The following is a 22,340-nucleotide window of genomic DNA, read 5'->3' on the forward strand; positions in this document are numbered from 1 at the left end:
AGTCTTCCCTCGCGGCCCCGATTATGTATAGCGCGCACGCTTAAAGAACCGATCCGTCAGGGTCGATACGGAGGATGAGACGCGGGATGAGTTATCCGGCAAACCAGGGTTTGTACGATTCGCGCAACGAGCATGACGCTTGCGGCGTCGGTTTCATTGCGAATATTCGTGGGGAAAAGTCCAACGAGGTCGTCCAGCACGGCCTCCAGATCCTGATCAATATCGACCATCGCGGTGCGGTGGGCGCCGATCCGCTTCTGGGCGATGGCGCGGGTATCCTGATCCAGATTCCGGACGCGCTGCTGCGCGACTGGGCGACGGGCGCTGGACTGACGCTGCCGCAGCCGGGCGACTATGGCGTCGCCATGTGCTTCCTGCCGCGCGATGACGCCTCGCGCGATTTCGCCGTCTCGCATTTCGAGAAGCTGATCGCCAAGGAAGGCCAGACGCTGATCGGCTGGCGCGACGTGCCGGTGAACCTGGATGGCCTGGGCCAGACCGTGCTGGACGAGAGGCCGACGATCCGTCAGGCCATCATCGGCCGCGGCGAGGATTGCGCCGATCAGGATGCGTTCGAGCGCAAGCTGCTGGTCATCCGCAAGCAGACGCTGAACCCGATCGACGATCTGGGCACCAAACATAACCTGCCCGGCCTGCCCGATTTCTACATGCCGTCCATGTCGACGCGCACGGTGGTCTATAAGGGCTTGTTGCTCGCGGGTCAGGTCGGCAGCTTCTACACCGACCTGTCGAACCCGCTGTGCACATCGGCGCTGGCGCTGGTGCATCAGCGTTTCTCGACCAACACCTTCCCCAGCTGGAAGCTGGCGCACCCCTATCGTTACATCGCCCATAATGGCGAGATCAACACGGTGCGCGGCAACGTCAACTGGATGAACGCGCGCCGCCGTGCGATGGAATCGGAGCTGCTGGGCGCCGACCTCGACAAGATGTGGCCGATCATCCCGCACGGTCAGTCGGATACGGCGTGCCTCGACAACGCCCTCGAACTGCTGGTCGCGGGCGGATACAGCCTCGTCCATGCGATGATGATGCTGGTGCCGGAAGCCTGGGCGGGCAATCCGCTGATGGACCCCGCGCGCAAGGCGTTCTACGAATATCATGCCGCGCTGATGGAGCCATGGGACGGCCCCGCCGCCGTGGCCTTCACCGACGGACGCCAGATCGGCGCGACGCTGGACCGCAATGGCCTGCGTCCTGCGCGCTTCATCGTCACGAAGGATGGCTTTGTCGTGTGCGCCTCCGAATCCGGCGTTCTGCCGATCCCGGAGGAGAATATCGACCGCAAATGGCGGCTCCAGCCCGGCAAGATGCTGCTCATCGACATGGAAGAGGGTCGCATCATCGAGGATGAGGAGATCAAGGCCAGCCTTGCCTCCGCCAAGCCCTATGCCAAGTGGCTGGACCAGAACCAGTATAAGCTGAAGGATCTGGAAGTCGTGGAGGCGCAGGACGCGCACCACCTGCCCAACGATCCCGACAGCCTGCTGCACCGTCAGCAGGCGTTCGGCTATACCCAGGAAGACACGCAGAAATTCCTGGAGCCGATGGCGCGCAACGGCGAAGACCCGATCGGGTCGATGGGCACCGATACGCCTATCGCTGTGCTGTCCAGCAAGTCGCGGCTGCTCTACGACTATTTCAAGCAGAATTTCGCGCAGGTCACGAACCCGCCCATCGATCCGATCCGCGAGGAACTGGTCATGTCGCTGGTGTCGATGATCGGCCCGCGTCCCAATCTGCTGGGCCGTCAGGCGGGCACGCATCGGCGGCTGGAGGTGGATCAGCCGATCCTGACCAACACCGACCTGGCGAAGATCCGCTCGGCGGAGGCATCGCTCGACGGTGCGTTCCGAACCGCGACGATCGACATCACCTGGGATGCCGCAACCGGCGCCGCCGGTTTGCAGCAGGCCATCAAGGAGATGTGCTGGGTCGCGACCGAGGCCGTGCTGGCCGATAAGAACATCCTGATCCTGTCGGACCGGGCGCAGGGCGCCTATCGCATCGCCATGCCTGCACTGCTCGCCACGGCAGCCGTGCACCATCACCTCGTCCGGCAGGGCCTGCGCATGCAGACCGGCCTGGTCGTGGAGACGGGCGAGGCGCGCGAAGTGCATCATTTCTGCGCGCTCGCGGGCTATGGCGCGGAGGCGGTCAATCCCTATCTGGCGTTCGACACGCTGGAACAGATCCGCGTTCGCCAGAACCTGCCCGTCAGTGCCTATGACGTGCAGAAAAACTATGTGAAGGCGGTCGGCAAGGGCATCCTGAAGGTCATGTCCAAGATGGGCATCTCGACCTACCAGAGCTATTGCGGCGCGCAGATTTTCGACGCCATCGGCCTGTCGACGGCGTTCGTGGACAAATATTTCACCGGCACCGCGACGACCATCGAAGGCATCGGCCTCGACGAAGTGGCCGAGGAGACGGTGCGCCGTCATGCGGCTGCCTATGGCGACAACCCCATCTATCGCAACATGCTGGATGTGGGCGGGGCCTATGCCTATCGCGTGCGTGGCGAGGAGCATGCCTGGACGCCGACCAGCATCGCGGACCTGCAACATGCCGTTCGCGGCAACAGCCAGGACCGCTACGCCGAGTTCGCTCACTCGATCAACGAGCAGGCGGAGCGGATGCTGACCATTCGCGGCCTGATGGACCTGAAGAAGGCGGACAAGCCGCTGGACATCAGCGAAGTCGAACCCGCCGTGGACATCGTCAAGCGGTTTGCGACCGGCGCGATGAGCTATGGCTCGATCAGCTGGGAAGCGCACACCACGCTGGCCGTGGCGATGAACCGCATCGGCGGCAAGTCGAACACGGGCGAGGGCGGCGAAGACCCGGTGCGGTTCAAGCCGATGCCGAACGGCGATTCCATGCGCTCCTCGATCAAGCAGGTCGCGTCGGGTCGCTTCGGCGTCACCGCCGAATATCTGGTCAACGCTGACGACATCCAGATCAAGATGGCGCAGGGCGCAAAGCCCGGCGAGGGTGGCCAGTTGCCCGGTGACAAGGTGGACAAGACCATCGGCGCAACCCGGCACTCCACGCCGGGCGTGGGCCTGATCTCGCCCCCGCCGCATCATGACATTTATTCGATCGAGGATCTGGCGCAACTTATCCACGACCTGAAGAACGTCAACACCGGCGCGCGCATCTCCGTGAAGCTCGTGTCCGAAGTGGGCGTGGGTACGGTCGCGGCGGGCGTGTCGAAGGCGCGGGCGGACCATGTTACCATTTCGGGTTATGAAGGCGGCACGGGTGCATCCCCGCTGACCTCGCTGACCCACGCGGGCAGCCCGTGGGAGATCGGCCTGGCGGAGACGCAGCAGACGCTGCTGCTCAACGGTCTGCGCTCGCGCATCGTGGTGCAGGTCGATGGCGGCCTGCGGACCGGCCGCGACGTGGCGATCGGCGCTCTGCTGGGCGCGGAGGAGTTTGGCTTTGCCACGGCACCTTTGATTGCAGCGGGTTGTATCATGATGCGCAAATGCCATCTGAACACTTGCCCGGTCGGCGTGGCGACCCAGGACCCGGTCCTGCGCGCGCGCTTCACCGGCCAGCCGGAACATGTCATCAACTATTTCTTCTTCGTTGCCGAGGAACTGCGCCAGATCATGGCGGAGATGGGCTTCCGCACGCTGGAGGAGATGGTGGGCCGGGTCGACCGGGTCGACATGAAGAAGGCGATCACCCATTGGAAGGCGCATGGCGTCGACCTGACCAAGCTGCTCTATCAAGCGCCGCCAGCGTTCGGTAACAGCCTGTATAATACGGGAACGCAGGATCATGGGCTGGAGCATGCGCTCGATAATGAGCTGATCGCGGCGGCCCTGCCCGCACTCGACAATGGTGCGCCGGTGCAGATCGAGCGCAAGGTGGTGAACATCAACCGCACCGTGGGCGCGATGCTTTCCGGTGAAGTTGCCAAGCGTTATGGCCATGCCGGCCTGCCCGACAACAGCATTACCGTGCGTTTGCAGGGTGTTGCAGGGCAGAGCTTCGGTGCGTTCCTGGCGCATGGCGTCACGCTGGAACTGACCGGCGACGCCAATGACTATGTCGGCAAGGGGCTGTCGGGTGGCCGCGTGATTGTGCGTCCCCCGGTGAATGTGGAACGTGATCCGTCAGCGAACATCATCGTCGGCAATACGGTCCTGTTCGGCGCCATCGCGGGCGAGGCCTATTTCAATGGCGTCGGCGGCGAGCGGTTCGCGGTCCGCAATTCGGGCGCGGTCGCGGTGGTCGAGGGCACCGGCGATCATGGCTGCGAATATATGACCGGCGGCGTGGTGACGGTGCTGGGCATGACCGGCCGCAATTTCGCGGCAGGCATGTCGGGCGGCATCGCCTATGTCTATGACGAGGATGGCCTGTTCCGTGAACGCTGCAACCTCGCCATGGTCGATGTCGAGACGATCGACGCGGCCCGTGACGAGGAGGACGGCTCTGGCCGCCCAACGCAGCGGTCCAATGGCGTGAACAACAATGGCATGGGCGACATGCTGCGCCACGACGCGGAACGCCTGCGTATCCTGCTGGAGCGGCACCATCTGTACAGCGGCAGCGTGCGAGCGCGCGCCCTGCTGGACGACTGGCAGGCCACGCTGGGCAAGTTCGTCAAGGTCATGCCGCGCGACTATCGCCGCGCCTTGCAGAATCAAGAGGCCGAGCGCCTCGCCACCGCGACCATCGCGGCTGAATGATCGGAGTATAAGTAGTGGGAAAAGCTACGGGTTTCCTGGAGATCGAGCGCAAGGAGCGCACCTATCTCCCGGCCGAGGACCGGCTGAAGAACTGGAACGAGTTCGTCGTTCCGCTGACCGAACCGGCCCTGAAGGATCAGGCGGCGCGGTGCATGAACTGCGGAATTCCGTTCTGCCATAATGGCTGTCCGGTGAACAATATCATCCCCGACTGGAACAATCTGGTTTATGAGGATGACTGGAAGAACGCGCTGGAAGTGCTTCACAGCACGAACAACTTCCCGGAGTTTACCGGCCGCATCTGTCCCGCCCCGTGCGAGGCGGCGTGCACGCTGAACATCGAGGATACGCCAGTCACGATCAAGTCGATCGAATGTGCGATCATCGACAAGGGCTTCGACGAAGGCTGGGTCGTGCCGCAGCAGGCGCGGGTGAAGACCGGCAAGTCCATCGCCGTCGTCGGGTCCGGCCCGGCGGGCATGGCCTGTGCGCAGCAGTTGGCGCGCGCGGGGCATAGCGTGACCCTGTTCGAAAAGAACGACCGGATGGGCGGCCTGCTCCGCTATGGCATCCCCGACTTCAAGCTGGAGAAGCATCTCATCAACCGCCGTCTGGTCCAGATGGAAGCGGAGGGTGTGAGCTTCAAAACCAGCGTGGAGGTCGGCGTTCAGGTGTCGGTGGATTCGCTGCGCGAGAATTTCGACGCGGTGGTCCTGTCGGGTGGCGCAGAAAAGCCGCGCCCGCTGGAAATCCCCGGCTATGAGCTGACCGGCGTTCGCTTTGCGATGGAGTTCCTGACCCAGCAGAACAAGCGCAATGCAGGCGATGAGGAGCTGCGCGCGGCACCGCGTGGCACCATCTCGGCCAAGGGCAAGCATGTCGTCGTCATCGGTGGCGGCGACACCGGCTCAGACTGCGTGGGCACGTCCAACCGCCATGGTGCGGCATCCGTGACCCAGTTGGAGATCATGCCCAAGCCGCCGCTGAAGGAAGATAAGGCCGCAAGCTGGCCGCACTGGCCGCTCAAGCTGCGGACATCCTCCAGTCATGAAGAAGGCGCCGAGCGCGATTTCGCGGTCGTGACCAAGCGGGCCATCGGCGTGAACGGCCAGCTCACCGGCCTGGAATGTGCGCGCGTCGAATGGGTCGGCGGCAAGATGCAGGAAGTACCCGGCAGCGAATTCACGCTGAAGGCGGATCTGGTGCTGCTGGCCATGGGCTTTGTCGGTCCGATCCAGACCGGCCTGATCGAGCAGGCGAATGTCGCGCTGGACGCGCGCGGCAATGTCGCGGCCAACATGACCGACTATACCACCAGCCAGGAAGGCATCTTCACCTGCGGCGACATGCGTCGCGGTCAGAGCCTGGTTGTCTGGGCGATCCGTGAGGGCCGCCAGTGCGCCCGCGCGGTCGACCTACACCTGATGGGCAAGACCGACCTCCCCCGTTAAGGGGTTGCCCCGCCAAAGGGCTGGAAAAATGGAAAATGGCCAGATGATGCTAGGGCGTCATCTGGCCATTTTCCTATCATCTGCTCTGCCTTGCCTCTTCCCTATCTGTAGCAGGATTTTCCCATTTCATAAGCTAGACCAATAAGATGGCGGGCTAATCTCAGCGATAGGCTCCACCATTGGCGCTGATCCCGTCGAGCACGAAATCGACGATGGCTTCGTTGATGGCGGCTTCATCCGCAAGGCCGGGCGGGAACATCCAGTCGCGGAACATCACGCAGGCCAGCACCGCCGCGAAGGATACGCGGACCATCAGCTTTGGCGCGACCCGTATCTCTTCCGCGCCCAGCCTGCGTTTCATGGTCGCTGCGCCCCGGTCGAAATAGGCGGTCAGGCTGTCGATCTCGCTGACCCCCTGCATCGACCCCGGCGCATAGGTCTGCGCCACCACCAACGAGAGCAGCATGCGGCTGTGGCCGGTCAAAAACTCCTGCAATTCCGTGATGTAGCGGTGCGCGCTCTCCCGCATCGTGGCGCGATCATCGGCGCTCGCGATCTGGGTAGCCAGGAAATCGGTGAAGTGCCGGTTGAGGGGCGTGAAGATCGCCTCCCGGAACAGGTCGGCCTTGGACGCGAAATAGCGAAAGAGCTGCGCCTCCGTTACATCGGCGCGCCGGGCAATGGCGGCAGTGGTCGCGCCGGAGAAGCCGGACTGGGTGAATTCCTCCTCCGCCGCGCGGGTGATGCGGTCCATGATCTCCTCCGGCGTTCGTCTTTTGCGGCGGACGGACGCGTCGCTGGTCGAAGTCATGAGGTGGTGCTTTCCCTTGCTGTCGCTTGTCGGTCTTACTGATAGCGCATACTATCTTGTGGATCGAGTCCGCGATGGCGGTCCGGCGAGGAGGATGAGGATGCGCAAGACTCCGCAGCGTGCCGAATGATGGTGCCGGGCATGGACATGAGCGGCCGTGTCGCCATCGTGACCGGGGGCGGAACCGGGATCGGTCGGGCGACCGCGTTGCTGTTGACTCAAATGGGCGCAGATGTGGCGATCGCCAGCCGCAGCGCGGCGCCGCTGGGGGAGGCCGCGAAGGCCATTGCGGATGCCACGGGCCGACGATGCATCGCCGTGCCGACCGATGTGCGGGAGGAGGAACAGGTCGTCGCGCTGGTGGAGGCCTGCGTGGCGAGGCTGGGGCGTGTCGACATCCTCGTCAACAATGCAGGCGGCACGCGCATGATTCCGCTGACCGAGATTTCGACGAAACTGTGGGAGCGGAGTTTCGATCTGAACGCCACCGCCGCCTATTTTGCGACGCGCGAAGTAGGTCGGCATTTTATCACGCAAAAATCAGGTGTTATCGTCAATATCTCGTCCATGGCGGGGGTGCATGGGGTGAAGGGCGGGGCGCATTATGCCGCGTCCAAGGCGGCGCTCCAGATGTTCACCCGCGTCACCGCCGCCGAGTGGGGGCGATATGGTATACGCTGCAACTGCGTCGCACCCGGCATGATCGCGACCGAACTGGCGCGGGCGGCGTGGGATGAGGCGGGGATCGACATGGCGGCAGGCGTACCTTCCGTCCCGTTGTGCCGTGCGGGGACGCCGGAGGAGGTAGCGGCGGCCATCGTCTTCCTGGCCAGCGACGCCGCATCCTATATCAGCGGGGAGACTTTGGCGGTGGCTGGCGGCCCCGATATGGGTGGCATCGCCGATCTATGATGGGCGTTCCATGGGACTTGCCAGCAATAAAGATAGTGAATACTATCATATGAGTCGGCCGGGCAGGCTGGTGTGTTCTTCACGCAAAGAGGATGTAGTCGGCGCGGCAGTGCCTGGTTGCCCCTCAGCGGTTTCACGATTTGGCGAGGCATTGGCATGAGCGGCATCGGTCCTACGATCTTGGAATATCTCACCGATCTGGAGGGGGCGGTCGGCGAGTTGGCCAACACCTGGCACCCGGACGATCCCACCTATCGGGCGGACGTGTACCGCCAGACGATGGCGAGTTTCTCCTACAGCTATTTCGCCTATTTCCATGCCACGCCGGAGCATCCCGACTGGTCGCCGTTGTGGAACCCGGTCTACACGTTGCAACCCAACCCGGACGATATCTACACCTACAGCCCGATCCGGGGCGATCTCAGCTATCGGGTCAGCGGCAACCGGGGAACGGTGCATATCTTGAGCTTCACCAGCCAGCGGCACATGTCGGGCATGGTGGACGATATCAGCATGATCGGCGGTCATAACGAGATTGACGATGCCGACATCGTATTCGAACCCAATGGCGATTTCGAGATACTCTTCAGTGCAGAGCGTCCTGCCGGGCATCACGGCAATTGGGCGCCGATACACCCGGAGGCGACGGGCCTGTTTACCCGCTTTCGCATGTATGACTGGGAGCGGGAAGTGGACCCGGTGCTGTCCATCGAATGTCTGGACCCGGTCGGTCCCAAGCCACGGCTGACGCAGGCGGACATCGTGGCGCGTATTCAGGAAATGGCGAAATTTCCGATGCGTAAGACCAAAAGCTATTACCGGTTGCAAAATGCGGTGAAGGATGCGGTGGGCTTCAATGTCTTTCAGCCGATCCGCATGAAGGGTGCGCTGGCCAAGCAGGTGTATTGGCCCGCCTGTTTCCAGTTTGAGGAGGATGAGGCGCTGGTGATCGAGACGGAGATTCCAGGCCATGCGCCGTATTGGAATATCCAGCTCAACGATCCCTATTTCAACGCGCTCGAATATGTCTACCGCACCAGCAGCACCAATGGCGCGATGGCGACAGTGTCGTCGGATGGGAAGTTCCGCGCCATCATCTCCCTGACCGATCCCGGCGTGCCGAACTGGCTGGACCCGGCAGGGTATAAGGAGGGCGGAATCTATGGCCGCTGGTATGATTGTGACAGCGAGCCCCTGCCCACCATCACGCGGGTCAAGCTGGCGGCGCTGCGCGACCATCTGCCGCCGGACACGCCGGTCGTGACGGCGGAGGAGCGGGCGGACGAACTGCGCCGCCGCGTCCGAGCCTGCCAGCGCCGCCGCCGCTGGTAATCGCCATGCAGGGACTGGAAGACAGAATAGCACCGCCTACCCGTTTCGCACGGGCGGCGGACCTGGCGCACGAACTGGCCGCTGCCAAATATGGGGCCGACGATTTCGGGCCGGACGATTATCAGGAGGGGCTGCGGATCCTGCTACTCTCCATGGACTATGATCCCAGTTTTACGGAGCGAGGGCGAGCCATAGCGTGGGGATCGGTGGTGAACACACTGGCGGCCCGCGCCCACGCCGTACGGGCGATGAAGGAACGGCCCGGCTTTGACGCGGTACCGATGCTGGCGCCGGTCATCATCACCGGTATCCCCCGCACCGGCACGACCGCGCTGCACAAGTTGATGGCGGTCGACCCGCAGTTTCAGGGTTTGCAGGGCTGGCTGATGGACTCCCCCATGGTGCGTCCGCCGCGCGACACATGGGACGCGAACCCGCTGTTTCAGGATGCCGTCGCCCGGCTGGCGGAACGCTATGCCGCGACGCCGGACAAGTTTGCCGCCCATGCCATGGCGTCGGAGGAGGTGGACGAGTGCCTGGGACTGCTGCGGCAGGGTTTCGTCTCCAACCTGTGGAATTGCGGATGGTCCGCGCCCAGCTATGACCTGTGGTGGCAGAATCAGAGCGAATTGGCCTCCTACCGATGGTTGCGCAGCCTGTATCAGTTGATCGGGGCGGATGCGCCAGACAAGAGGTGGCTGCTCAAGAATCCCGGCCATGTCGACAATCTGGACATCGTCTTTGCCATCTTCCCCGACGCGAAGGTGGTGCTGACCCACCGCGACCCGGCCAAGGCGGTGCCTTCGCTTTGCTCGCTGCTGATGCGCGGCCATGCGCTGATGGAGGATAGCCCGGCGGCGTTGCGCGCACCGATCATGGGCATGCGCGAGACCGAGAAATGGGCGCGGGCCATCCGCCGGTCGGAGGCGGTGAGGGCGACCCATGGTGCGCAGATCCTCGATGTGGTGCAAGGCGACCTTCACCGCGACCCGATGACGGTCATCGACCGCATCTATGGCTTTGCCGGGTTGGACCTGTCGGAGCCTGTCCGCGCCGCCATGGCCGAGCGCATCGCCGCCGACCCGGAATCCGCCCATGGCGCACATCGCTATTCCGTCGGGGATTTCGGCCTGACGGAGGGAGCGATCCGGGAGCGGTTCGGCGATTATGTCGAACGGTTCGGCCTGCGGGAAGGAAAGACAGCATGAAGGGGGCCTGGTATCCGGGGCAGGGTAGGCCCATCCTCATCGAGAATTTTCCCGATCCTGAACCCAGCCCCGGCGAATTGCTGATCCGGGTCCATCGCTGCGGCATCTGCGGGACCGACCTGTCGATGACCAAAGGGGAGGCGTGGGACTATGGTCCCGGCCAGTTCGGCCATGAATATGCGGGCGAGGTTGTGGCGCTGGGCCGCGATGTGGAGGGGTATCGTGTCGGTGACAGGATCGCGGTGCTGCCGTCGCTGAGTTGCGATCCGTGCAGTGGCGCCCATGGCAATCATGTGCTGTGCCGTCATCAGGGCGGGGTGACGCAGGGCTTTGCTGAACTGGCGCGGGTGCCCGCCCGCGTGGCGGTAAAGCTACCCGACACGCTGTCACTGGCCGACGGGGCGCTGATCGAGCCTATGGCGATCAGCCTCTATGGCGTGCGCCTGTCGCGCATCACGCCCGGCGACCGTGTGCTGGTGCTGGGCGGCGGCACGGTGGCCCTCTATGCCATCTATTGGGCGCGACGGCTGGGCGCGGGGCGCATCGTCGCCATGTCCCGGTCGGAGCGGCGACGCGACCTGTCGCTGCACATGGGGGCAGACGCCTTCATCCCCTATGGCGATGGGGAGGTCGGCGCGGTGGCAGAGGCGTTGGGTGGCCCGCCCGTTCTGGTTTATGAGTGTGTCGGCAGTCCGGGCATGTTGGGTAAGGCGCTGAGCCATGTCGGGTTGTTTGGGCGGATAGTCTCGCTGGGCTTCTGCACCAGTCCCGATCCTGTGATGCCCGCCATGGCGTCCTATAAATGCGCGACCATGCAGTTTGTCGTAGGCTATGCGATGCGCGATTTCCTCTATGTCGCGGATCAGATGGACAAGGGACATGCCGACCCAAAGGCGCTGATCAGCAACGATATTCCTCTGTCCGCAATGCCCGCCATGTTCGAAAAACTGCGCGGTCCCAATGCGGAGAGCAAGGTGCATGTGCTGCTTTAGCGGCAACGGAGGGAGCGGGTGATGGGACGACACAGGCTGGGCACCACCTGCCATCCGTTCGAGCCGGACGGTCCGGGCGCGGCGTCAGTGCGGGCGCGGGCATTGGGGTTCGATCATGTTGATGTGATGCTGGGCGTGGACCCGGCGACGCTGGCGCTGCCCATCGGCATCGCCATCGCTGCGCCGATCCCGGTCGCGGGATGGACCATGTGTCCGGCCTTTGCGCAGGGCGAGGGGCAATGGGACGCTTGTGTGGCGGCGTTTCGCGCGGCGCCGGGCTGTCTGCTGGAACCTCTGGCCGGGAGTGTGGTGGATAGTATCGCGAGCGTGCGCGCGATGCTGGCGGCGGTGCCGGGGCTGCGGCTGGCTGTCGATACCGGGCATGTCGCGGGCTGGGGGGAGGATCCGCTGATCCTGCTGGAGCATGCTGCCCATGTCCAGTTACGGCAGGGTGGCGGCGGGCAACCGCAGTTGCGCCTTGATGATCCGGCAGGGGCGGTCGATTTTGCGGCGGTGCTGGGGCGGCTCGACGCTATTGGTTATGATGGGGCGCTGACGATAGAATATTTCGACCGACCGGCGTTCGGCATGCCCTTTGCCGATTGCCATGACGCGACGGTGGAACTGGCCCTCCATGTGCGGGGCCTGATGGGGGAGTGACAGACGCGCAGTGCGTGATGGTCTGTGGCCATGCACAGAGAGTCTGTCCTGTTTCGTGGCGGACCCCGGCCCGCAACATTAGCCGGAGTGACCGGAACAGATCATAGCTCTTCCCCTTCACCCCGACGCCAAGGCCCGGTGAAGGGGAGGATATGCATCAGCCTTCGCTGTCCCCAGCCGTAGCACCGCCTTCGGACGTCGCTTTGCTTTCCGTGACGACTTCGGCGTCGTCTTCGCTGCTCTCGCCGATCTTGGCGGCGCTCACCACATGCTCATTATCAGCCACGTCGAACAGGCGCACGCCCGCCGATCCGCGGCCGATCACGCGCAGGCTGTCCAGTCCTATGCGGATGAGCTTCGCCTGATCCGTCACCAGCATCAACTGGTCGCCGCGCGTCGCGGGGAAGGAGCCGACGACAAGGCCGTTGCGGGCGATATTGTCGATGTTCGTGATGCCCTGACCACCGCGATTGGTACGCCGATATTCATAGGCGGACGACAGCTTGCCATAGCCATTGGCGCAGATGGTGAGGATGAACTCCTCGCGCTTGACCATGTCGTCGAAACGCTCCGCCTCCAGCGAGGGTTCGCCTTCGCGGTCGGGCTTCCAAGGGGCGAAGCGCAGATAATCCTCGCGCTCTTCCGACGTGGTTCCGATGCGGTGAAGGATGGAGAGGGAGATGACCTCGTCCCCGTCCTTCAGGCTCATGCCGCGCACGCCGGTCGAGTTGCGGCTCTGGAACTCGCGCACATCGTCGGCCTGGAAGCGGATCGCCCGGCCCTTGCGGGTCGCGAGCAATACATCGTCCTCATGGCTGAGCAGGGCCACGCTGATCAACCTGTCGTCCGCGTCGTCGCCCTCGAACTTCATGGCGATCTTGCCGTTCGACGGGATGTTGGCGAAGGCGTCCATGCTGTTGCGGCGGACATTGCCCTTGGCCGTGGCGAACATGACGTGCAGGTCTTTCCACTCCGCCTCATCCTGCGGCAGGGCAAGGACGGTCTGGATGGTTTCTCCCTCCGCCAGCGGCAGGATGTTGACCATCGGCCGCCCGCGCGTGGCGGGGCCACCTTCGGGCAGGCGCCAGACCTTCAGGCGGTAAACCTTGCCATGGGTGGAGAAGAACAGGACCGGATTGTGGGTGGAGGTGACGAACATCTCCGTCACGACATCCTCATCCTTGGTCGCCATGCCTGCGCGGCCCTTGCCACCGCGGTTCTGCGCGCGGAAACTGTCGAGCGTGGTGCGCTTGATATAGCCGGCCATGGTCACGGTGACGACCATGTCCTCGCGCTCGATCAGATCCTCGTCCTCGATGCCGTCGGCGGCAGGGGCGATGGTGGATTTGCGGGGGGTGGCGAACTCGTTCTCGATCGCGTCGAATTCCTCGCGCATGATCTCGAACAGGCGCACGCGGCTGCCCAGGATCGCGAGGAAACCCTCGATGGCGGTGGCCAGTTCCGACAACTCGCCACCGATCTCGTCCCGGCCCAGTGCGGTCAGGCGATGCAGGCGCAGATCGAGGATGGCGCGAACCTGAACCTCAGTCAGCTTGTAGATGCCGCCCGCGATGGTCGCCTCATCCGCTTCGATCAAGCGCACATAGGGGGCGATCTCGCTCGCATCCCATTCGCGCGCCATCAACCGCTCGCGCGCTTCCGCCGGGCTGGACGAACCCCGGATGATCTTCACCACCTCGTCCAGATTGGCGACGGCGATGACGAGGCCCAGCAAGATGTGGGCGCGCTCGCGGGCCTTGGCCAGTTCGAACTTGGTGCGGCGGGTGATGACCTCTTCACGGAAGCGGACGAACGCCTCGATGATGTCGCGCAGGTTGAGCAGTTCGGGGCGGCCGCTGCGAATCGCCAGCATGTTGGCGGGGAAGCTCGACTGCGCCGGGGTGTGCCGCCACAACTGGTTCAGCACCACTTCCGGCGTGGCGTCGCGCTTCAGTTCGATGACGATGCGGACGCCGTCGCGGTTCGACTCGTCGCGAATGTCGGAGATGCCCTCGATCCGGCGGTCCTTGGCGGCCTCCGCGATCTTCTCCACCAGACCGGACTTGCCGACCTGGAAGGGGATTTCGGTCAGTACGATGGATTCGCGGTCGCCGCGGGCTTTCTCGATCACATGGCGCGAGCGCATAATGACGGAGCCGCGCCCGGTGTGATAGGCGTTGCGTGCGCCGCCCTGACCCAGGATCAGCGCGCCGGTCGGGAAATCGGGCGCGGGCACGATCTCCATCAATTCCTCGATGGTGATGGCGCCATTGTCCATATACGCCTTGCAGGCGCGCAGCACTTCGCCAAGATTGTGTGGCGGGATGTTGGTCGCCATGCCCACCGCGATGCCGCCCGCGCCATTGACCAGCAGGTTGGGGAAGCGTGCGGGCAGAACCTGCGGCTCGCTCTCCGACCCGTCATAGTTGGGCGTGAAGTTGACCGTATCCTTGTCGATGTCGTCGAGCAGGCCGACTGACGTGACCTTGGCCAGACGCGCCTCGGTATAGCGCATCGCCGCCGGTGCGTCGGGGTCCATGGAGCCGAAGTTGCCCTGACCATCCATCAGCGGCACGCGCAGCGACCAGTCCTGGGTCATGCGCGCCAGCGCGTCATAGATGGAACTGTCGCCGTGCGGATGATATTTACCCATCACGTCACCGACGATACGCGCCGATTTGCGGTATGGCCGGTTCCAGGTGAAGTTCATTTCATGCGCGCCGTACAGGATGCGGCGGTGCACGGGCTTTAGGCCGTCGCGCACATCCGGCAACGCGCGGGCAACGATCACCGACATGGCGTAGTCGAGATAGCTCGACTTCATCTCATCGACGATGTTGATGGGGCTGATGTCCGATGGATCGGCGAGGGCAACGGTGTCGCTCAAGGCTCTACTCTTCTTGCTTTTCAGAAATATGTCCGGCTCAGAAAAGCCCTAGTGCGACGGTCCTGCCAATGCTAGCCAAAAGCGTCAGCGGTGCATGTACCCCTTAAGTGCATGCTCTGCGGGGCGCGGTGTCATGTCCCCCATGACATTGGGGAACATGACCATTATAGCCGCGTTCAAACGCCGTTCACGCGGCCTTCCCTAGGTCCGTTACCATCGCGGCACGCTGATAAGTGATGCAATTGATTGGAGATGCCTGATGCGTTTGAAGTCTGCCCTGGCCCTTGGGCTGATGGTGCCGCTCGGTGGCGCGGTCCTGCTGGCCGCCCCTGCCAATGCCGCAAAGAAGGAAGAGCAGGCCGCCGCGCCGTCGCTCAAGCCTAGCCCGGCCTTCGTGAAAGTCTATGTCGAGGCGGACAAGGCGCTGAAGGCAAAGGATTTCGCCACCGCCCAGACGCAGATTACCGCTGCGGAAGCGGCCGCGACCACGCCCGACGACAAATATCTTACCGGTTCGCTCTGGCTGAACCTGGGCCTTGGCCAGCAGAATGAGGCGACGCAGCGCAAGGGCATCGAGCAGATGCTGGCGAGCGGCAAGGCCGGTCAGGCCGATGTCGCCAAGTTCAGCTTCTTTGCCGGGCAGTTCGCGCTCAAGGCCAAGGATTATGATCCTGCGGTCAAATATTTCAACGACTCGATCACCGCCGGTTATCCCGGTTCGTCCGCGCATGTGATGCTGGCGGAGACCTATTTCGGCAAGGCGTACCAGAATGTCGCTGGCAACCAGTTGAACCCGGCGGGCAAGCAACTCGCCATCCAGGGTCTCGGTGCTCTGAAGAAGGCGATCGAGGTGCAGGCCGCAGCCGGTCAGCCGGTCGAGGGTGGATGGTATACGCGCGGTTTCCAGATGTCCGCGCTGGCGTCCGCGCCCGACGCGGCCTTCTGGTCCAGCCAGGCGCTCAAGACCGATCCCAAGCCGGAGAACTGGCGGATCGCGCTGCGCACCTATCAGGATGGGCACAAGACGATGACGCGGGACGAGAACCTCGACCTGCTGCGCCTCATGCAGGCGACTGGCGCGCTCAAGGAGGCCTATAGCTATGGCGAATATGTCGACGCCGCGATGAAGGGCGGCCTGTTCGGCGAAGCCAAGTCGGTGATCGAGGGCGGTCGTGCATCGGGCAATCTGGGCGCGAGCCAGTTGGCCGACGTCTATCAGGTCGCGTCGAACGGCATCGCCAGCGACAAGGCGTCGCTGCCCGCGTCGGAGGCTTCCGCCGCCAAGGCCGCCAATGGCCGCCTCGCCTCGTCCACGGCCAGCGCCTATTATGGCTATGGCAATTATGCCAAGGCCATCACCCTCTATCGGCTGGCCCTCCAGAAGGGCGGCGTCGACGCGAACGAGGTGAACACCCGTCTCGGCATCGCGCTGCTCAAGTCGGGCGATGTCGCGGGCGCCAAGGCAGCATTTGCCACGGTGACGACGCCGGGCATCCGCAAGGATATTGCCGACCTATGGTCGGTGTGGCTCAGCTCGAAGGCGGCATGACCCCATCGTGACAGGACAGGAAGAGGGAATGAGGATGCAGGACAGCCATCGACGGCTGGGCGTAAAGGCTTTGGTCATGGCCGCAACGGTCATGACCGGTCTTTCCGGTCCGGTGCTGGCCGCACCCTATATGATGGACGATGCCTTCCGCGCCAGCGTGGAAGGCATCCAGTCCAGCCTGCAACAGGGCGACACCAACGGCGCCCAGTCACGGGCGCAGGCCCTTGTCAGCGCCGCCGACCAGCCGTTCGAGAAATATACGGCGGGCCAGTTGATGTTGCAGGCGGCGGTGGCGCGGGCCGACTATCGCTCGCAGCGGCTGGCGCTGACCACCATCCTCGATTCAGGGCAGGCGACGGCTGCGGAGGCCCCGCGCCTGCGCGCCATCGCGGGCACCCTCTCGGCGATGCTGGGCGACCGCAAGGACGCCATCGCCCAGATCGATTATGCCAATGGTCAGGGCTATGCCACGACTGAAAGCCAGATCGCGCTGGCCGATGCCAAATTCCTGCGCAACGACGCCAATGGCGGCACGACCGCGCTGGACGAGGCCTTTGCCCTGCAAGCCAAGGCGGGCAAGCCGGTTGCGGCAAGCTGGTATGATCGGTCCATTTCGCTTGCCTATCGGGCGAAGCGGTTCGATCTGGTCGCCCGCTGGACGCAGGCGAAGCTAGCGGCCTATCCCAGCGCGCCCAACTGGCGCAGCGGCATCATCAACTATGTCGCGGGAGCGGGCACTGCGCCCGACCAGAGCGTCGACCTCTACCGCCTGATGGCGGCGACCGATGCGCTGGCCAGCGAACGGGACTGGCTCGCCTATTCCTCCGTCGCGCTCCAGAAGGGGTCTGCGGCGGAAGGCAAGGCGGCGCTCGATACTGGGTTGAAGGCGGGGAGCCTCGATTCCATCGACGCGGCGCTCCAGAAGGAGTTGATCGCGCTGCGCCCCAAGGCCGCCAAGGCACTGGCGGAGATACCGGCGCTGACCGCGAAGGCGAAGACCACCACGACGGGCACAGCCGCGCTGGCCGCCGCCGATGCGCAGTTCGCGGCGGCATCCTATCCGGCAGCAGTGGAACTCTATCGGGCGGCCTTGGCCAAGGGCGGCATCGACGCCGACCGCGCCACGACCCGGCTCGGCGTCGCGCTGGCCCGGTCCGGCGATCTGGAGGGTGGCAAGGCGATGTTGGCCACGGTGAAGGACGGTGCATGGGCACCGGTCGCGGGCTTCTGGACCGTGTGGGTCGATCGCAAGCTGGTCCGCAATCCGGCCTGAAGGTCTGCGCTGGCTGTGATGCCCGATTTATTGTGAAGATGCCCGGCCAGGCGCTGTCTGGCCGGGCATTTTATTGTGTGAAAGGGTGAGAGCAGGGGGCAGGGCGGCTGCGTAGCTTCCTAACCTTCGCTGCCTGCCACGGGCACGCCGACCTGCGCCTTTGACGTGCGGATGGTCAGCGATGTCTTGACGCTCGCGACATTGGGCGCGGGGGTGAGTTGAGAGGTGAGGAACTGCTGAAAGCTTTGCAGGTCGCGCGCCACCACCTTCAGGATGAAGTCGATCTCGCCGTTCAGCATATGGCATTCGCGTACCTCTGGCAGGGTGGCGATATGGTCTTCGAACGCCCGCAGGTCGGCTTCCGCCTGGCTGCGTAGGCTGACCATCGCGAACACGGTGATGGTATAGCCCAGCGCCGCCGGGTCGATCTCCGCATGATAGGCGCGGATGATACCGCGGTCCTCCAGCGCCTTTACTCGGCGCAGGCAGGGCGGGGCGGTCAGGCCGACATGGCGGGCAAGATCGACATTGGTCATGCGCCCGTCACGCTGCAACGCCCCCAAAAGCTGCATGTCGATCGCATCGAGGGCGTGGCTGCTCATGGTCGTGTAATTTCCTGCCAAATATAGGGGTCGTCCCTATAATATGATTTCGCGACATTCAATTGTCCCACAATGCAACGTCCCGAAATTTGCGGCTGGTCGCCCGCCATTATGCCTGCTTAAAGACGGGTTCATAGACTGTGTTTTTTCAGGACGATGCGTGCGGTTCAACGATCTCATTCCGACCATATTGTCCGGTCGCGGCGAAGGCCAATGGGCCAACGCGATCCTGTGGCGGCAATGTGTTGACCTGCTGGCCCAATATGATCCGGGCAGCGGTCGGGATGCGGCGGACCTCGATCCTGTCGCCACGACCCTGCGCTCGATCAGCGGGCAGGTGGAGCGGGAGCAGAAGCTGGCTGCCCTGCGCGAACTGGGCAACAGGCTGACCTCGCCCCGGCTTGTCCGGTTGTTGCTGGCCGACGACGCGCCGGTCCAGGTGGCGGCGATGGGCAAGGCGCGACTGGCGGATGTCGAATGGCCGTCGATCATCGCGGAAGCCGGGCCGCTGGCGCGCAGCATCCTGCGCCGACGTAGCGATCTGGGCGCTGAGGCGCGGCGGGCGCTCGATGCCTTTGGCCTGACCGACATGACGCTGATCGACCTCAGCCTGAACGCGGACGAGAGCGCGACGGATGTGCTCGAACTGGCGGATTTGGCAGGACCGACCGATGTAGCGGATCCTGTCGCCATGGCGGAACTGGCCGAGGTATTTGAGCTACCCGCCCGGCCTGCACCCGTCGCCCCGTCGGTGCCTGCCCCGACCCTCCCGCCGATGGGCGAGCAAAGCCAGATCCGCCGCATCGTCGATCGCATCGAACGCTTCACCAGCGAGCGGCAGGAGCGGGGCCACCCGCATCCTCTCACGGTCGCCACCGCAGCATCGCGGGCCGATCACGGACGCTTCGCCGGGGGCGAGGAGCGGGGGGAAGACAGGAGCGCGGAGGCCACACAAGCCATCGGCAGCGTCACCTTCCTGACCGATGCCGACGGTGTCATCCGCACCCTGCACGGTGCGCCGACCGCGACGCTGGCAGGCTATCGGCTCGCCACACCCTCGCTGGACCGCAATACCGGACCGGACGGCCAGATATTGGGCGCTTTCCGTCGTCGGGGCGCCTTCCGGGAAGGTCGGCTGACCATCGGTCAGGGGTTGCTGGCCGGATGCTGGCTTGTCGATGGCGATCCGCTGTTCGACCAGCGAAGCGGGCGCTTCACCGGCTATCGCGGCATCGCCCGCCGCGCCCGCCGCACCGACATCGCACCCTTCATCGCCGCACCACAGGTAGCTGCCGGCGCGCAAGATTCGACCGGCGCCGACGTCACCAGCGATGCAACCTCGCTCCGCCAGCTCATCCATGAACTGCGGACCCCGTTGCATGGCGTCATGGGCTTTGCCGAGCTGATCGAGGCGCAATTTCTGGGACCGGTCAACGACAGATATCGCTCCATGGCGGGCAATATCGTGTCCGACGTGCGCAATCTGGTCGATATTCTGGACGACCTCGACATGGCCAACCGCGACGACCGGCTGGCCGCCGTTCCGGACGCCGGTGGCACGGATGCCGCCGCCCTGCTCGCGGATGCGGTAGCACGGCTTGGTCCCGATGAAGAGGGGCGGCAGAGGCTGCTCCTCGATCCGGCAGGGGCGTTGCCCTCCGTCGATGTCGCGCCGACGATTGCGGAACGGATGATCGTGCATTTCGTGCGGGCGCTGACCGGCTGCGTCGGCACGGAGACTCTGGGCGCCCGGTGCCGCCTGGAGCGGGACCGACTGTCGATCGAGATCGACCGCCCGGCGGCCATGGCCGACCTGTCCGACGCCCAACTGTTCGATTCCGGGTTCGAGCATGTTGCGGTCAACATGGATGCCCCCGTGCTGGGCGTGGGCTTCGCCCTGCGCCTCGTGCGTCGGCTGGCGCAGGCGAACAAGGGGCTGCTCGCCGTTCATCCCGGCCATTTCGCGCTCGTCCTGCCCCTCCCGGCAACGATAGTGGATCAGGAAGTTTCGTCCTGAACTGATCCCATCGCCGGGCGTGCAAGGAATTGGCAAGCCGAACGCGCTATGACGGGGGCATGACACCCCGCGACAGCCTGCTCTCCCCGCCCGAAGACAGCCAGTTTCTGGCGTGGGACAAGGCGCTTGGTCGCCGCTTCATGCTGTTCGTCGATACAGAGGAAGAGTTTGACTGGGACGCGCCCTTTGACCGGGACGCGACGCAGGTCACGGCACTGGACGGGCTGGCACGGGGGCAGGCCTATTTTGCGGCGGCTGGGGTGCGCCCGGTCTATCTGGTCGACTATCCCATCGTCCAGAACAACGCGGCCGTCGCGCTGCTGCGCGAATGGTTGGCCGACGGCAGCGCCGATGTGGGCGCGCACCTCCACCCCTGGGTCACGCCGCCGCATGAGGAACTGGTGAACCCGCGCAACAGCTTTGCCGGCAATCTCCCGCCAGATCTGGAACGGGCAAAGCTGCTCGCCCAATGCACCTATATGGAGGAGCGGCTGGGCGTGCGGCCTCTCGCCTATCGCGCAGGGCGCTATGGCATTGGCGATGCGACGGCACAGAGCCTGCTGGAGGCGGGGTTCGTGTTGGACTGTTCGATCCGGTCGCGGTTCGATTACTCCGCGCATCATGGTCCGGATTTTTCGGGCCTGCCGCTGCGTCCCTATCGGCTGGGACCGGACCATCGGCTGGTCGAACTGCCGCTCTCCACCGCTTTCACCGGCCATCTGGGGCGTGCGGGCGAGAGGCTGCACCGGCTTGCGAGCCGTTGGGGCAAGGCAAGCGGCGCATTGTCGCGTGCGGGCCTGTTCACGCGCGTTCCGCTGACACCGGAAGGCGTATCGGCGCGCGAGTGCGTCGCAGCCATCGATTCGCTGATCGAGGAGGATGTGCCGGTCCTGAGCTTTTCCTTCCATTCTCCGACGCTGGAGCCGGGCCATACAGGCTATGTGCGGACAGCGGCGGACCTCGACGTTTTTTATCGTTGGTGGGACGTGGTGCTGGACCATCTGGCGCGCCGTTCGATCTTGCCCATGGGACTTTGTGACTTTTTGGCGGCGACGGGAGCCGTCACGAAGGACGAACGCTCTTGCCAAGCGGCATGACCCTCCGCTAACCGATTGTCGTGGTGAGGCGCTGATCGTCTCGCCCGGCATGGTTGGGGCCTGTAGCTCAACGGTTAGAGCTGGCCGCTCATAACGGCTAGGTTGCGGGTTCGATTCCTGCCGGGCCCACCATTTCAAAAAAATCCAATTAAAACAATAGTTTATCGATTCCCTCATTTTGGGCCACCATTGTCTTCTTGCCTAAAAAATCCTCTTTTTTCATTGGCTTATTGCCCTGTCTGTGGTCGAAATAGGGCCACTCGAGCCAGCAACCTAGCGGCATTTGTCTCTCGGAGGGGCAAAGCGCATGCGGACCGCTAAAACTCGATTTAATGGCAACATTGAAACCAATGTGTGGCCTGGCGTTGGTCTATGCTCAATGGCTTGCATTGGGACATTCGCGACAGTCCGCTTCGGAGCAGTGAAGCCAAATAAGCGGCCATTCAAGCACCTTGGATGGCCGCTAACTGGCGTCCCGGCGGCCTCAGAGGCTGTGTCAGAACGATGGCGTAACGGTAGACGATCAAGTTCCGATATGATTCCGAGGGGTTGCGAAACCAACCTTGGAAGCCATCATGTGGAACCCGACCGCCCGCGCGTATCATAGCCGTGCAGAGCTTCGCTATGGAAGCGATCTTACCGACGCGGAATGGTATTTGATCGAACCGTATTTGCCCGCTCCGTGCCAATGTGGACGGCGACGGCGTTGGCCGATGCGCGAGATTTTCGAGGCTATTTTCTATTTGCTGCGGGCAGGATGTCCTTGGCGGCTTCTGCCCGACAGCTTTCCGCCATGGCGCACAGTCTACCGATGGTTTT

General features: G+C 63.9%; 15 protein-coding genes and 1 tRNA gene. 13 read left to right on the forward strand and 3 right to left on the reverse strand.

Annotated features, from left to right (window positions below):
* The first annotated feature begins 86 nt into the window (after positions 1 to 86).
* Complete coding sequence (gene gltB, locus LWE61_RS15450) at positions 87 to 4,730, forward strand: glutamate synthase large subunit (RefSeq protein ID WP_234151547.1); 4,644 nt, start codon at positions 87 to 89, stop codon at positions 4,728 to 4,730.
* 14 nt (positions 4,731 to 4,744) lie between these two features.
* Entirely contained in the window at positions 4,745 to 6,181 is a 1,437-nt protein-coding gene (locus tag LWE61_RS15455) for a glutamate synthase subunit beta (protein WP_234151548.1), read from the forward strand.
* A gap of 160 nt (positions 6,182 to 6,341) precedes the next feature.
* Here LWE61_RS15455 and LWE61_RS15460 read toward each other — a convergent pair whose 3' ends face one another.
* Entirely contained in the window at positions 6,342 to 6,992 is a 651-nt protein-coding gene (locus LWE61_RS15460) for a TetR/AcrR family transcriptional regulator (RefSeq protein ID WP_234151549.1), read from the reverse strand.
* Between the two features lie 147 nt (positions 6,993 to 7,139).
* On the opposite strand from LWE61_RS15460, the gene LWE61_RS15465 reads away from it, so the two are divergent.
* From LWE61_RS15465 to LWE61_RS15485, 5 genes are all read left to right on the forward strand, one after another.
* On the forward strand, positions 7,140 to 7,904 hold the full coding sequence (locus tag LWE61_RS15465) for an SDR family NAD(P)-dependent oxidoreductase (protein WP_234151550.1): 765 nt from the start codon (positions 7,140 to 7,142) through the stop codon (positions 7,902 to 7,904).
* Between the two features lie 156 nt (positions 7,905 to 8,060).
* Positions 8,061 to 9,236 (forward strand): DUF1214 domain-containing protein, encoded by a 1,176-nt coding sequence (locus tag LWE61_RS15470; RefSeq protein WP_234151551.1) that lies wholly within the window; start codon positions 8,061 to 8,063, stop codon positions 9,234 to 9,236.
* 5 nt (positions 9,237 to 9,241) lie between these two features.
* Positions 9,242 to 10,444 (forward strand): sulfotransferase family protein, encoded by a 1,203-nt coding sequence (locus tag LWE61_RS15475; protein WP_234151552.1) that lies wholly within the window; start codon positions 9,242 to 9,244, stop codon positions 10,442 to 10,444.
* Positions 10,441 to 11,436, forward strand: coding sequence for an alcohol dehydrogenase catalytic domain-containing protein (locus LWE61_RS15480; protein WP_234151553.1), 996 nt, complete (start codon positions 10,441 to 10,443; stop codon positions 11,434 to 11,436). Before LWE61_RS15475 ends, LWE61_RS15480 begins: the two co-directional genes overlap by 4 nt.
* Before the next feature lie 21 nt (positions 11,437 to 11,457).
* Positions 11,458 to 12,096, forward strand: a complete 639-nt coding sequence (locus LWE61_RS15485; protein ID WP_234151554.1) for a sugar phosphate isomerase/epimerase family protein — start codon at positions 11,458 to 11,460, stop codon at positions 12,094 to 12,096.
* A gap of 157 nt (positions 12,097 to 12,253) precedes the next feature.
* Here the strand turns inward: LWE61_RS15485 and gyrA are convergent, their stop codons facing one another.
* On the reverse strand, positions 12,254 to 14,983 hold the full coding sequence (gene gyrA, locus LWE61_RS15490; RefSeq protein WP_234151555.1) for a DNA gyrase subunit A: 2,730 nt from the start codon (positions 14,981 to 14,983) through the stop codon (positions 12,254 to 12,256).
* 259 nt (positions 14,984 to 15,242) lie between these two features.
* On the opposite strand from gyrA, the gene LWE61_RS15495 reads away from it, so the two are divergent.
* The gene (locus LWE61_RS15495; protein ID WP_234151556.1) at positions 15,243 to 16,532 is read left to right on the forward strand and encodes a hypothetical protein; all 1,290 of its coding nucleotides are present in this window, start codon (positions 15,243 to 15,245) and stop codon (positions 16,530 to 16,532) included.
* A 34-nt stretch (positions 16,533 to 16,566) separates the two neighbouring features.
* A complete protein-coding gene (locus tag LWE61_RS15500; RefSeq protein WP_234151557.1) occupies positions 16,567 to 17,805 on the forward strand; it encodes a hypothetical protein in 1,239 nt (412 codons plus the stop codon).
* A gap of 119 nt (positions 17,806 to 17,924) precedes the next feature.
* On the opposite strand, the gene LWE61_RS15505 is transcribed toward LWE61_RS15500, so the two are convergent.
* Positions 17,925 to 18,407 (reverse strand): Lrp/AsnC family transcriptional regulator, encoded by a 483-nt coding sequence (locus LWE61_RS15505; protein ID WP_234151558.1) that lies wholly within the window; start codon positions 18,405 to 18,407, stop codon positions 17,925 to 17,927.
* A 160-nt stretch (positions 18,408 to 18,567) separates the two neighbouring features.
* On the opposite strand from LWE61_RS15505, the gene LWE61_RS15510 reads away from it, so the two are divergent.
* The 4 genes from LWE61_RS15510 to LWE61_RS15525 form a co-directional block, all read left to right on the forward strand.
* Positions 18,568 to 20,424, forward strand: a complete 1,857-nt coding sequence (locus tag LWE61_RS15510) for a histidine kinase dimerization/phospho-acceptor domain-containing protein (RefSeq protein WP_234151559.1) — start codon at positions 18,568 to 18,570, stop codon at positions 20,422 to 20,424.
* Between the two features lie 59 nt (positions 20,425 to 20,483).
* The gene (locus tag LWE61_RS15515; RefSeq protein WP_234151560.1) at positions 20,484 to 21,521 is read left to right on the forward strand and encodes a polysaccharide deacetylase family protein; all 1,038 of its coding nucleotides are present in this window, start codon (positions 20,484 to 20,486) and stop codon (positions 21,519 to 21,521) included.
* Between the two features lie 56 nt (positions 21,522 to 21,577).
* Positions 21,578 to 21,653 (forward strand) — tRNA-Ile (locus tag LWE61_RS15520).
* Positions 21,654 to 22,096: 443 nt separating this feature from the next.
* On the forward strand, positions 22,097 to 22,340 hold a 244-nt coding region (locus tag LWE61_RS15525), incomplete at its 3' end, for a transposase (RefSeq protein ID WP_234151561.1).

Origin of the sequence: Sphingobium sufflavum (genome assembly GCF_021403115.1) — a bacterium.
Taxonomy (GTDB): Bacteria; Pseudomonadota; Alphaproteobacteria; order Sphingomonadales; family Sphingomonadaceae; genus Sphingobium; species Sphingobium sufflavum.

Excerpts from the sequence above, each read along its gene's own strand:
- LWE61_RS15470 (WP_234151551.1), top strand. The coding sequence starts at position 8,061 with ATGAGCGGCATCGGTCCTACGATCTTGGAATATCTCACCGATCTGGAG.
- LWE61_RS15485 (WP_234151554.1), top strand. The coding sequence starts at position 11,458 with ATGGGACGACACAGGCTGGGCACCACCTGCCATCCGTTCGAGCCGGAC.
- LWE61_RS15515 (WP_234151560.1), top strand. The coding sequence starts at position 20,484 with ATGACACCCCGCGACAGCCTGCTCTCCCCGCCCGAAGACAGCCAGTTT.
- LWE61_RS15500 (WP_234151557.1), top strand. The coding sequence starts at position 16,567 with ATGCAGGACAGCCATCGACGGCTGGGCGTAAAGGCTTTGGTCATGGCC.
- LWE61_RS15475 (WP_234151552.1), top strand. The coding sequence starts at position 9,242 with ATGCAGGGACTGGAAGACAGAATAGCACCGCCTACCCGTTTCGCACGG.
- LWE61_RS15495 (WP_234151556.1), top strand. The coding sequence starts at position 15,243 with ATGCGTTTGAAGTCTGCCCTGGCCCTTGGGCTGATGGTGCCGCTCGGT.
- LWE61_RS15460 (WP_234151549.1), bottom strand. The coding sequence starts at position 6,992 with ATGACTTCGACCAGCGACGCGTCCGTCCGCCGCAAAAGACGAACGCCG.
- LWE61_RS15480 (WP_234151553.1), top strand. The coding sequence starts at position 10,441 with ATGAAGGGGGCCTGGTATCCGGGGCAGGGTAGGCCCATCCTCATCGAG.
- LWE61_RS15465 (WP_234151550.1), top strand. The coding sequence starts at position 7,140 with ATGAGCGGCCGTGTCGCCATCGTGACCGGGGGCGGAACCGGGATCGGT.
- LWE61_RS15505 (WP_234151558.1), bottom strand. The coding sequence starts at position 18,407 with ATGAGCAGCCACGCCCTCGATGCGATCGACATGCAGCTTTTGGGGGCG.
- gltB (WP_234151547.1), top strand. The coding sequence starts at position 87 with ATGAGTTATCCGGCAAACCAGGGTTTGTACGATTCGCGCAACGAGCAT.